This is a genomic window from Calditrichota bacterium (assembly GCA_013151735.1).
Lineage (GTDB): Bacteria > Zhuqueibacterota > JdFR-76 > JdFR-76 > BMS3Abin05 > BMS3Abin05.
Genome location: JAADHR010000072.1, coordinates 1 through 12094, shown reverse-complemented (window position 1 = coordinate 12094; position 12094 = coordinate 1). Strand labels below are relative to the sequence as shown.

The window sequence follows — 12094 nt, the reverse complement described above, 5'->3', positions numbered from 1 at the left end:
ATTCTTCGACTCTACAACACAGCGGACAAACCCACAAAAACCGCAATTCGCCTTCATCATCTTATTAAAAGAGTTTATCTGAGCCAGCTTAATGAACAGCGAAAACAGAAAGTGACTTTTGCAAAACCCGGAATTTTGGAATGGACGTTCAAACCGAAGGAAATTGTAACATTTGAAATAGAACGTTGAATCGGGAAAGGAACAATGATTACACTTTTCGGAAAAACCGTAACAAAGGAAGAACTCTTGCGATCGGTGGGCGATGTGTCCCAAATTGCAGGGGTACGTCCGGCGGAATTAACCAATGGAAACGAACGGGGTGTTCGGGTTGTTGATGTTTACACGGGCAGCGGTTTTCGATTTACGGTTTCTGCTGACCGGGGCCTGGACATTTCCAACGCCAGTTACCGGGGCATTCCCCTGGCCTGGCGCTCACCGGTGGGCGACAGCTCTCCGGCATTTTACGAATCGCAGGGAACAGGCTGGCTGCGAAATTTTCCCGGTGGCCTGTTTGCGACGTGCGGCCTCACCTATCTAGGCGCTCCTACCGTGGACGAAGGTGAGGCATTGGGGCTTCACGGGCGATATTCCAATATTCCCGCAAAAAACATCTGCCTTAAAAGCAAATGGAACGGCGACCGCTATGAAATGGAGTATGAAATGGAGGTCAGGGGGACCGTACGCCAGGCAGCTGTTTTCGGTGAAAATCTGGAGCTCACCCGAAGCATTCGGACAGCGTTGGGAGAAAACCGCCTTTCCATCCATGACCGCGTAGAAAATCTGGGCTTTGAAACAACGCCTTTTATGATTTTGTACCATTTTAATATGGGATTTCCACTTTTGAGCGAGACCAGTGAGCTCATTTCTCCCGCAAAAACCGTTACACCCCGGGATGCGGCGGCCGCTGAGGGCAAGGAAAATTACGGGCGTTTTCAATCCCCCACACACGGATATCAGGAGAAGGTTTACTACCATTCCATGAAAACGGATGCAGACGGATTCGTCTGGGTGGCTCTTCTCAACAAGGCATTTAACCGGGGCGAAGGAATTGGCGTGTATCTCAAGTATCGCCTGGATCAACTGGATAAATATGTGGAATGGAAAATGATGGGCGAGGGTATGTACGTCCTGGGAATGGAACCCGGAAACAGCCTGGTGGAGGGACGAGACCGCTACCGAAAAGACGGCACACTGAAATTTCTGCAGCCCGGCGAGGTAAAAACCATTGAAATAGAATTCGGCGTTCTGGAAAATCAGGAAAAAATCCAGGCGATGGAGGAAAAAATCCTCGCTATTCGAAACGCACATTCACTCCACTAACTCGTGGCAAATAGGCGGCTTTTAAAAGGGGTCACTTTTATTTAAATGTAATTTCGATCTGATTGTCGGGCAGCTGGCGGAGCGAAAGATTTTCCTTATAATAATGGCCGACACCTTTGATCAAACCAATCATAAAATCCATAAGCCCGCGATGAGAGACATACGTCATAATCAACCGATTATCGGACACGGTCTCATACTCGAAATGAGGCGGATGCGCGTTGGGCATGCTTTTTGTCACATTTTGATGTAAATCGTTCATTTTCAAGAGAAATTCTTTTGCCGATGTAATACCCATATAGTAAATTTTATAATATTTGGGGGCATAGGTATTCACCCAATACTCGCCAAACTCATCCCCCAATTGACTCTGGGTGATATTCAATACGGAACAGGCTGCCCCGATAACCTTTAAAACCACAGAATCGTCAATATCGTCAATAGCCAGGAAAAATGAATCTCGGCTGAGTCCAGCCTTCTCAAGGATGTCCTCCCATTTCCGATGGCCATACGTATCCTTTACCTGATTTTCCAGAGAATTTACGATTACACCTTTCATGATTTGCCTCCTGCAGACGATTGTCAGTTCCTGAACCGGAGGGTCTCCGGCCCAGGAACAAAAAGAGCTACGAATGATTTCTAATTACATGCCCCGCTTCATCATATTTCAATTCAGAACCGTGCATACTGTGGGGAATCAAAAAAATGACAATCATAATCAGTGAGGCAAAAACAACCCACCACCGACCCTTTCGTCCCTTTTTGATGACGGCAATGAGAGCGATTACCCATCCGGCCAGGGCAATCAATGTTTTATTATCCGTCAGATCCCAGCCAAAGGGAATTCCCGTCCAGAGCGCACCAAAGGCAAATTTCTGAACAAGAGGACCCAAAATAAATCCGCCAATCGCCAATAAGCCGACGGTCCAGTAGGTGTACGTTTTTAAACGGCCATCGGGATTAAAGAGGGCTTCCAAGCCGGCCCGGGTGGAGAACAGCATGGCCAGAAACATGAAAAAAATGTGAGGAAAAAGCACGGCATGCGGCACCATTCCCTTAAATCGAATCACGGCTGCCTCTTTTGGAGGAATGCTGATCTGCACATCACCCCTTTTTAGAATAACTCGATATTCCAGCTTACCGGCCGGGGGCTGGTGCGGCAGGGTCCCTACCAAACGACGTCCCTTTCGAACGAGTTTTTCGCTGGTCCACGATTCATCTGTCGGATAGTGGCGATATTCCAGAATTCCCTCAACCAAGGTATCGGGCACCTGTATTTCAACCGGCTGATCCCCAACGCCGCCATGGCTCCGGTGGAGATAATAGGAGATTTTCATTCCGTCCAATGAAACCGTACCTGTAATCGGGTACGTCGGACCGGTGGTTCGCTGGTAATGGGCGGCAAAAAGCGTAATAATAATGGCTAACCCCCAGAACAGAGTTTCTTTGAGAACAGGCGATTTTTCTTGTGACGTCATTTTTTGTCTCTCCATTTTGGTAAAAAATTGTATTTCAATATAGAAAATATCCCCAAAAAATTCAATAAAATAATGGATACAATCAAATTTTATTTGCAATTTATTCTCAATTGATTTATATTAGAAAGGTAAAAAAAAAGGAACCGCTATTTATGATACGCGCACCCCACAAAATGTGTATGTGTTGTCCGATGGCTCTGTTCGTGAAACAGCAAGCGTGGAGGTGTGCTTTATCCTGAAAAATAACGAATCGAATATATCTTTAAAGCCCCATTGCTCCACGCAATGGGGCTTTTTTTATGCACCAAAAAAGAAAGGGTTTTTAGAAATGGGTATGATTCACGATATTCGCTCGGTTTTTAAATACGATCCGGCTGCCAAAAATGTGGTAGAAATTATCCTGGCGTACCCGGGACTCCATGCCATCTGGGCGCACCGAATATCCCATTTTTTATGGAAGCTCAGGCTCCCGGTGATTCCCCGGTTAATTTCCCACGTGACCCGCTTTCTGACGGGCGTTGAAATTCATCCGGGCGCAAAAATTGGAAAAGGCGTTTTTATTGATCACGGAATGGGAATCGTGATCGGCGAAACCGCAGAGGTCGGAGACGAATGCCTTATTTATCAGGGCGTCACTCTGGGGGGAACCTCCCTTGAAAAGGGGAAAAGACACCCCACCCTTGAATCGCATGTGGTTGTGGGAAGTGGTGCAAAGATCCTCGGGAATATTCGCATCGGGCATCACAGCCGGATCGGGAGCGGATCGGTTGTGCTAAAATCCGTTCCGCCGCACTCCGTTGTTGTGGGAATCCCGGGACGCACGCTTCACGAAACCAATAATTTTGATCTAAAGGTTCTGGATCACAATAAACTGCCCGACCCGGTGTCCAGGGTCATCCGGGAGCTGGTCGATCGGGTTTTGGAACTGGAAAAGGAGGTCGCACATCTGCAAAATACTCATAAAGAGTCTTTGCACAAGACCGAAAAAATTCTTCGGGAACTGGAAAAACCGTTTAATAATGAAAAACCCATTTTTGAAAACGGAGCGGGAATCTGAGGAAGGTCTCCTTTTTCTTTTCGCGAAAAGTAATTTTTCCTTGACTTCTAAGGCCAATTCCGGTAAATTTAAGGGAATTTAATCGGGAAAGAACGCTTTCCCAATGCACATCGGTTGCCCGGATGGAAAAATTGCAACGTTCAGAATAGGAGACCTGCAATGGTTAGTGACCTGCTTAAAACCTATTTGCTTAATTTTTCGTACATTATTGTTAAGGCGGTTTTTTTTGCAGTGGCCTGTTTTTTTGCCTGGCGGTTATTTGACAAACTGGAAAAACTGGATATTCGAATGGAAATTGCAGAGAATCGAAATGTCGGGTTGGCAATCATGATAGCAGCAATATTCCTGGGATTAGCATATGTTATCGGGCAAATTTAGCCTCCTTCTTCTGTTCGGATTATTTGTCTTTTTCTGTACTTCTCCTTCGGAAAAGGCAGATTCATTTCCCGAATCATCTGACGTGTCTGTTGCTCCCGATTCTGCACAAGTTGACGTTCAGAATGAGACTCCCGAACAAGATTGGCGGCAGTATCTGAACCACATCACCGTCATGCGCCCGGGTCGAATTTCCAGATACGACCGGATCATCAAGAAATACAGCTGGCGTTATGGATTTGACTGGCGACTGATTGCCGCACAGGTTTATGCGGAAAGCAAATTCAATGAAAACGCCCGCAGCCGCGTTGGGGCTTTGGGTCTCATGCAAATCATGCCCGGAACGGCCAGACACCTGGGCACACACCCTAAGTTATTGCTTAAACCTGAAATTAATATTGCACTGGGCTGCCTGTACGACCGCCGTTTGTACACAATCTGGAAGGATGAAAAAGGGAAAGACCGGCTCGCTTTTATGTTTGCCAGCTACAACGCGGGACATAAGCGGGTTTTGCGCGCCCAAAAAAGAACCCGATACCCCGATCGCTGGAACAGCATCAAGAGACACCTTCCGGGTCAAACCCGGCACTATGTATTTAAAATTTTTAAGACTTACGAGACCTACAAAAAAATAGCTTTCTGAGGGGGTTATTTTTTATATCGATTAAGAATTTCCTTAATTTAACCGGGGCTTTCGGCCAAAACCGGCCATTTCTTTCTTAATCCAGAAGTAGGCTGCTGTGCCTGCCATAAAATTCGAAAGAACCGCCGCCCAAAATATCCCGGTTAATCCCACCAAATTTGAACCCAAATAAGCCAACGGAATATACAGTACAAACATTCGCGCAATCATGAGCAGCGATGCCGGCAGCGGCTTGTTAAGGGCATTAAATATGGACGCGGTCAATATCAGAATTCCAAGAGCCGGAAAGCCAATTGATACGATTTTCAAATACGCATCCGTTGCCGCGATAACCTGGGGATTTCGATTAAAAAGGGCGGCAAGAGGATTGGCGGCCAACAAAAAAAGCAGGAAAAGAAAAATACCCCAAATAAGTGAAACCAGATAACTGAATTTCACGCCATTCTTAATTCTTGTATAATATTTGGCTCCCCAATTTTGCCCGACAAAAGGGGTGAGAACCGACGAAAGGGAGCCGATTATAGCCAGGGAAAACATCTGGATGCGCGACCCCACGCCAAAACCTGCCACAGCCGGCGCCCCGTAGTCGGCTACCAATCGCGTAATCACACCCATCGAAATCGGGGTGATCAAATTGGTTGCAGCGGCCGGCAGGCCAATATATAGGATTTTCCCCCAGGATTGAACGACCTCTTTTACTCTTGGCACGGCAAACGTCAGCATTTTCTCACGCCGGTAGAGAATCCAGAGCGACAATACCATCGTCAACCCCCGGGAGATAACCGTAGCCAAGGCCGCACCGGCCAATTCCAATCTTGGAAACGGACCGTACCCAAAAATAAGCAGCGGATCCAGAATGATGTTCACAAGCACGGCGCTCACCATTATAAAACTGGGCGTTTTGGTATCGCCCGTCGCCCGAATGGCACTGTTGCCCACCATTGGAATCACCACAAAGGGCATCCCCAAAAACCAGATTCTCATATAGGATTCGATGTAGCGAATTACCTCTCCGGTGGCCCCAAGGGAGCGAAAAAGCGGTTCAATTGTAAATAGCCCAATAACCACAAAAAATGTGACAATAATTAATGAAAGCGACAAAGCATCGGTTGTAAAGCGGCGAACCCCGGATTGATTTCCCTCGCCAATGGCGCGTGAAATCACAGATGAGGCCCCAATGCCCAGCCCAAGCGCAATGCTGTTAATCACCATGACAACGGGGAAGGTAAACCCCATTGCGGCTAACTGATTGGTTCCGAGCTGCCCGACAAAAAACGTGTCTACCAGATTGAAAACCTGCATGGCCAAAATGCCAACGGACATCTGAAGCGTTAACCGCGTCAACGTAGCAGGGATTTTTCCTTCCAATAAAACAGGATTCATTTTTTTAGTCAGCATGGACAGCTCAGATATTCACCCTAAGTAAAAAGAATTTTAATGACAATCCGAAATTATTTTTGTATATTTTAGCAGTCGGTGTTAAAACGATATTTTATAAATATTCAAACCACAAGAATAAAAAATGGAAAACCTCTCGGAACTTTGTGCTGCGGGAAGCTCATTTTCTGAAAAATGGCTGCCAGCCGCCCCAAACGTTTTATTGCGGGTCATTACCTTTTTGCCCGTACAAAAACAAAACAATCCCGATATTGTTTTCGTCAGCGGTTGGATTTCAAAACCCATTGCCTGGCGGGATGTGCTCCGTGAAATGACACGGGACTTTCGCGTTTTCTACATCGAAACCCGCGAAAAAATATCCTCCCGTATTCGGGGTAGGGTGAGCTTCAGCGTTGACCGCATTGGGGAAGACCTTGTTCACCTCGTTTCCCGACTCGGAGTGAAACCCGATCGGTACATTCTTATGGGAAGCTCCCTGGGAGCCACAGCCATTCTGGATGCCGTAATCCACCTGCACCCTCAACCGAAAGCTCTGGCTCTCGTGGCACCCAATGCGGAATTCCGTGTTCCGCGCTGGGGACTCTGGCTTATCCGCCCGTTTCCGCCGCGTTTGTACCTGATTTTCAAGCCGTTTGTAAAATGGTATCTACGCAATTTTCGTCTGGATGTTACTACGGATTACGCCCAGTATGAAAAATATTCCCATGCACTGGATGCCGCTGATCCCTGGAAATTGAAAAAAGCCGTGCTTGCCCTGGCCAAATACACGGTTTGGGATAAATTGGGAGCCGTCACCTGCCCGGTTTTAATTGTTGGTGCGTCCAAAGACAAACTCCACGAACCGGAGAATCTGAAAAAAATGACCGCCCTCCTCCCAAACGCCCATTATGTGGACCTGGAAACAAATCGGGGCACGCACAGCAAGAAAGCAGTGGATGCCCTGAGGAAATTCATTCACGGAATACAGAAGTGACAAACGTCCCCGGCACGTTAAAGACGGTGCCGGGGACTTATTTTTTCCTACACCATGAGCATGGACACATCCAAAACCGGGGCTGAATGCGTAAGCGCCCCCACTGAAATGAAATCGACTCCCGTTTCGGCGACGGCCCGAACCGTTTCAAGTGTGATTCCACCGGACGCTTCCAACGGAATTCTGCCTGAAACCCGTTTCACCGCCTGCCGCATCGTGTCCGGATCCATATTATCCAGCATGATTTGCTGAATTGTTTGGCCAAGCGCCTCTTCCAGTTCAGACAGATTTTTGACCTCCACCTCAATGGGAAGAGTCAACCCGCGGCGGGAAAGATACTCCCTGACGGCCTGAACCGCGGGACGAATCCCTCCGGCCGCCTTTATGTGATTATCCTTGATCAAAACCCGGTCAAAAAGTCCCATCCGGTGATTGACCCCTCCCCCCTGCCTTACGGCGTACTTTTCCAAAAACCGCCAGCCGGGGGTTGTTTTGCGCGTGTCCAGAATTTTTGTCCGGGTTCCGGAAACAGCCTCCACAAATTTCCCGGTAAGTGTAGCCATTCCGGAAAGCCGCCCCAAAAAATTCAGGGCGGTTCGTTCGGCACTCAGCAAATCCTCCACAGAACCTTCTGCAATTAATAGCGTTTCCCCGGAAGTCACAAAATCACCGTCTTCACACATTTCCTCAATCTGTATTTCCGGTGACTTTCGTTCAAATACGCCGCGAACGGCAAACAAACCGGCCACAATCCCTTCGGATTTAGCCACAACCCGGGCCGTTCCCGTATCATTCCTGTGAAAAATGGCCTGACTGGTTACATCCCCCCAACTGCCAAAATCTTCCCTGAAAGCCCATTCAATCAGGCTATCCACTTCTTTTTTTAATCCCTCAATCCACTCCTGACGCCAACCGTCGATATTTTTCAGCTTCATCAGGACTCCATTTTTCTGTTCCGTTTTTTGAGATTTGAAAAACAATGCCTCCATATTCAAACTTTACTGCCTTCCCCAGTGCAAATATTTCGCTTAACTCCGGATGCCAGGTCAGCAGATCAAAATAGGCCGGCGAACCAAATACCACGCTTACATCCGCCGGTCTGGATTCCACGCGCTGTTCCACAAAGAGACTGTCCCTGAAAATAAAGCTGCGTCCCGCCACAAATCGCACCCTGTTCGTTCTGGACTCCGCGGGCAGGGCCCTGCTTTGTTTCAGGTTTTGAATTCCTTTACTAATGTAAAAGGAACTGACTCCGCTTTCCACAGCGGCCTTACTGGCAAAATCCTGCAAAAAGACGTTTTTCGAACGATTGAAGTGGGGCGGAGGCGGCGTTGGCGGCCCCCCTGTTGTTGGCTGCAAAACCACAGGCCGCTCCGGTTCCCGGATGAGATACGACGTGTACGGCGTTACAATGCCAAATTTTTTGCTCAGGCGAACAATTTCATTCTTGAGTTCGTCGTTCTCGCCGTGCCACCGGATTTCATCCAATAAATAGCCAATTTTACGGGATGCCCAGATAACGGGGACAAAATCGTTTTCCCGTGTTTGAGCCGGAAAGCGGACGATTTTCGCAAAAGCCTTTTCCCGATTCTGAAAAGCGCCCTTCAATTCTACCCGAAAATCACCGGTTTTTTCGTACCTTCCGGCCACAATCAACTGCCCGCCCCGAAATAAATCCGGCAGCTTTTTTGGGAAAACCTCGCGAACGGTCTGTCCTCCCCAATCCAGCGAAAGATTCGTGAGTACGGGTGATTTGATCGTTTCAAAAAAATTCGATATTTTGACCTCAAGATTGGATTCCGGTTCCACATAAACTACCGTTCCGTGTCCTTCCTGCGAAAGATGATTGAGCAAAAACGTGTTCACATCGAATCCCACGCCGAATATAAACAGGCGAAGATTGGGAGGAATGTCCTTTCGGAAAGATTTCAGTATGTCGGCCTCCTCGGTTACACCGACGGTCGGTTTCCCATCCGTCAGAAAAATGACCTCCAGAGGGCGCGTGGAATCGCTTTTAAATTTCTTTAGAGACGAAAGAGCCGCATTCAGATTCGTTCCGCCGGCCGCTTCCAACTGGTCAATAAATTTCAGGGCCTTTTTTCGCCATTTGGGAACCGGCAGCAGGCTTTCTTTAAAAAGGGTTACGTCTGAGCTGAACGCCACCAGTCCAAAGCGATCACCCGGTTTTAAATGATTCAAACAGTATCTGAGTGCCTTTTTGGCCTGGGCGAGTTTTTCACCCGTCATGCTTCCCGATCGATCCAGAAGAAAAACAAAATCCGTCGGAAGGGATTGTTTACGATTTTGATCAATTGACGGCGATGCCAGCAGCAAAAAATACCCCGGTGCAGCCGGTTCCTTGAATGTCAACACAGAGAGGCCGACCGGGTCGCTCTGAAGCGAGTACACCAGACGAAAGTCACTTCTCTTTTGATCGGACACACGGCCCTCAAAACTGACCTTCACCTCGTGGTCACTAACCTGAAAAATATCAACACCTGAATTGGGTGAATAAATCGTCTTCAGGGGAATTTTTGAACGCACAATTCCTGAGATAACGAGGTCTTTCTGTGGGAGCATCCGTTCGCTGCGGCGCCAACGGAATCGCTGAACGAACAGAGGAAGTTTCAGGGTTACACGGTTGTGATCAGACGGAAAAATGGCCTGATACGTAAGTGATATCCGCCGGCTTTGATGAGCCGGAATGGGAAAGATTTGCGTTTGGAACAGGTGGTCATTCAGGTATTCAAGAATGGCGGGGTCTCGCAAGTTACGGACAATTTCCTCGTAAATTTGCCTGGCCTTTTCGCGGGTGAATAACTTTCCGGTAACTACCGTATCATTCACCGTCATTTCAAAATGGGTGACACGGGCACCGGCTGGAAGCGGGAAAATCAGCCTGCCTTCGATCGGGGCAGTGGAGGGATTCTTCCAGACCTGTTCTACCGTTATTTTCCCGGCCTGATCCTGAACGGAGAAGCGAATGGCCTCTTTTTCAAGAACCGGAAATCCAAAATGAACAGGACGCGGAATGTGCGGCGGCGGCTGTGGAATAAACCAGCTCTGCGCAAAACCGGCAGCTGTCAGGCCCAAAATAAGCCCGGCCAGGAGAATCATGTTTCTAAATTTGAATGATTTCAAGAGCGTGTCCTCCTCTTAACTAGACACCTTTTTAGACGCTGATTCTCCTGTTTTTGTTCAATGTTGGACGCATCGGCCTGACTTGCAAAACGGCCTACCGAAAATATTTACCCACGCCAAACTGGAACGACCAGGAATCCATGACCATTTTCTGATAAATGGGTCGTTTAAAATGAATCAAAAGATAGTGCAGCTCAACTGAAAGAAACCAGCCCGTGAGATTGTAGGTCAGGCCCAGACCCGCCATCCCTGCAAGCGTAACTTGCGTCTGGCTGTGCAAAAATCCCCGTCCGGGAATCGATTCGTAGGCAAGCAGGGGTCCCGCTCCGACGATCAGGTAAGGCTGAAATTCATTCCGAAATCTTTGCGAGAAAAGCCGCTGCCGGTACAACCCAAACAGCGAGAAAAGGCTGCGGCTTCGGTGGTAGGGACTCTGCATGTAGAGATAATCCCCGTAGTACGGATCGTAGTACATGGTTACATCGGGGAAGCTCTTTTCCGGATAGGGAATCATCATTATCGACACCCCAAACCGCCTGTTTTTCATAAAAGGACGGAAAAAATAATTTCCACCGAATCCGATAAAATTGGTCGAAAATGTGTTGAAAAACAAGACTCCCTGAGGATAGGTTTGCCACTGTCCGCGTGGCTGCAAGGAAAATTGCTGCTGTCTGTGCCGTTTTCCGCGATGCCCTTTTCCTCCCGGTTGGGCCAGAACGCTGCTAACCGCAAAAAACAAAACGATCAGTAAAATACCGTACTTTTTCATAAAAGGCCTCATTTTTTCATTCAATTTCTTTAGAGATAAAGCAATCTGCCTCTGTGGAGGCAATTCCTTCGGTTGGGACAATCCCCTCTGTTGTGGCAATCCCCTCTGTTGGGGCAATCCCCTCTGTTGTGGCAATCCCCTGTGTTGGGGCAATCCCCTGTGTTGGGGCAATCCCCTGTGATTGCCCCAATTTAAGAATCCGAATAATCCCGATCACTATTCCATTTTTTTGGATTCTCGATTATATATCTTCGAATGCGGTTTAATTCCAATTCATTACGGATGATGTGCTCCCAATAATTTCGTTGCCATAATTTACCATTAAACCTCGGCCAATTATTTTGTTTGACCCCGTCAATATAACGTTTGGTGGTTAACGTTTTAAATCGTTGTACAACGTCTGGCAACGATAACCCTTTTGTTGGGGCAATCCCCTCCGTTGGGGCAATCCCCCGTGATTGCCCTTTTGCAATCCCCTCCGTTGGGGCAATCCCCCGTGATTGCCCTTTTGCAATCCCCCGTGATTGCCCTAACGGGCAGATACGGGGATCTGCCCCTACGATTTGGATTATTCCATGAAAATGGTTGGGCATAATTTGCGATACGTCTATTTTGATTCCGGGATAATATTTTGGTATTTCATCCCAAACGGTTTGTATCATTTGTCCGGCATCATTCAAAACCATTTTCTCATCGATCACATTACCCAATAACATAATTCGGTCTTGGATTATAACGGTCACAAAATACCACCCCGGTTGGGAATAATCATACCCCTTTAGGCGAATGGATCGTCGGTGATGCCTTTGCGGATCATATTGCATTGGTAAAATGATCCGATAAAATAACCTTCGCAGGCATTTCTGTTACCCTGTCTCAAAAACCAAAAATGCAATCAACTACAAATTTTACGGGATTCTAAAAAACCCAAAAAACAGTC

At 47.6% G+C, this 12094-nt stretch carries 13 protein-coding genes; 6 read left to right on the top strand and 7 right to left on the bottom strand.

The window, feature by feature from the left end:
- Both GXO76_04975 and GXO76_04970 read left to right on the top strand, forming a co-directional pair.
- The coding region (locus GXO76_04975) for a hypothetical protein (GenBank protein NOY77204.1) at positions 1-189 on the top strand (189 nt) is incomplete at its 5' end.
- A gap of 15 nt (positions 190-204) precedes the next feature.
- Positions 205-1320, top strand: a complete 1116-nt coding sequence (locus GXO76_04970) for an aldose 1-epimerase family protein (GenBank protein ID NOY77203.1) — start codon at positions 205-207, stop codon at positions 1318-1320.
- Positions 1321-1357: 37 nt separating this feature from the next.
- Here the strand turns inward: GXO76_04970 and GXO76_04965 are convergent, their stop codons facing one another.
- Entirely contained in the window at positions 1358-1879 is a 522-nt protein-coding gene (locus tag GXO76_04965) for a hypothetical protein (protein ID NOY77202.1), read from the bottom strand.
- A gap of 67 nt (positions 1880-1946) precedes the next feature.
- Complete coding sequence (locus GXO76_04960) at positions 1947-2798, bottom strand: hypothetical protein (protein NOY77201.1); 852 nt, start codon at positions 2796-2798, stop codon at positions 1947-1949.
- A gap of 328 nt (positions 2799-3126) precedes the next feature.
- Here GXO76_04960 and cysE point away from each other — a divergent pair, with 328 nt between their 5' ends.
- From cysE to GXO76_04945, 3 genes are all read left to right on the top strand, one after another.
- Positions 3127-3855: a serine O-acetyltransferase gene (gene cysE / locus GXO76_04955; protein NOY77200.1), complete on the top strand. Its 729-nt coding sequence runs from the start codon at positions 3127-3129 to the stop codon at positions 3853-3855.
- Positions 3856-4014: 159 nt separating this feature from the next.
- The gene (locus tag GXO76_04950) at positions 4015-4233 is read left to right on the top strand and encodes a hypothetical protein (protein NOY77199.1); all 219 of its coding nucleotides are present in this window, start codon (positions 4015-4017) and stop codon (positions 4231-4233) included.
- Complete coding sequence (locus tag GXO76_04945) at positions 4214-4873, top strand: transglycosylase SLT domain-containing protein (protein NOY77198.1); 660 nt, start codon at positions 4214-4216, stop codon at positions 4871-4873. The genes GXO76_04950 and GXO76_04945 overlap by 20 nt, the downstream gene beginning before the upstream one ends.
- 33 nt (positions 4874-4906) lie before the next feature.
- On the opposite strand, the gene GXO76_04940 is transcribed toward GXO76_04945, so the two are convergent.
- Entirely contained in the window at positions 4907-6256 is a 1350-nt protein-coding gene (locus GXO76_04940) for an MATE family efflux transporter (GenBank protein NOY77197.1), read from the bottom strand.
- Positions 6257-6395: 139 nt separating this feature from the next.
- Here GXO76_04940 and GXO76_04935 point away from each other — a divergent pair, with 139 nt between their 5' ends.
- Entirely contained in the window at positions 6396-7244 is an 849-nt protein-coding gene (locus GXO76_04935) for an alpha/beta hydrolase (GenBank protein NOY77196.1), read from the top strand.
- A 47-nt stretch (positions 7245-7291) separates the two neighbouring features.
- Here the strand turns inward: GXO76_04935 and nadC are convergent, their stop codons facing one another.
- The 4 genes from nadC to GXO76_04915 all read right to left on the bottom strand — a co-directional run bounded on the left by nadC (position 7292) and on the right by GXO76_04915 (position 11978).
- Positions 7292-8179 (bottom strand): carboxylating nicotinate-nucleotide diphosphorylase, encoded by an 888-nt coding sequence (nadC, locus tag GXO76_04930; GenBank protein ID NOY77195.1) that lies wholly within the window; start codon positions 8177-8179, stop codon positions 7292-7294.
- Positions 8136-10385 (bottom strand): VWA domain-containing protein, encoded by a 2250-nt coding sequence (locus GXO76_04925; GenBank protein NOY77194.1) that lies wholly within the window; start codon positions 10383-10385, stop codon positions 8136-8138. The genes nadC and GXO76_04925 overlap by 44 nt, the downstream gene beginning before the upstream one ends.
- 94 nt (positions 10386-10479) lie before the next feature.
- Positions 10480-11154, bottom strand: a complete 675-nt coding sequence (locus tag GXO76_04920) for a hypothetical protein (protein NOY77193.1) — start codon at positions 11152-11154, stop codon at positions 10480-10482.
- Positions 11155-11345: 191 nt separating this feature from the next.
- Positions 11346-11978 carry a transposase gene (locus GXO76_04915; GenBank protein NOY77192.1) on the bottom strand — a complete coding sequence of 211 codons (633 nt, stop codon included), beginning with the start codon at positions 11976-11978 and terminating at the stop codon, positions 11346-11348.
- Positions 11979-12094 lie beyond the last annotated feature (116 nt).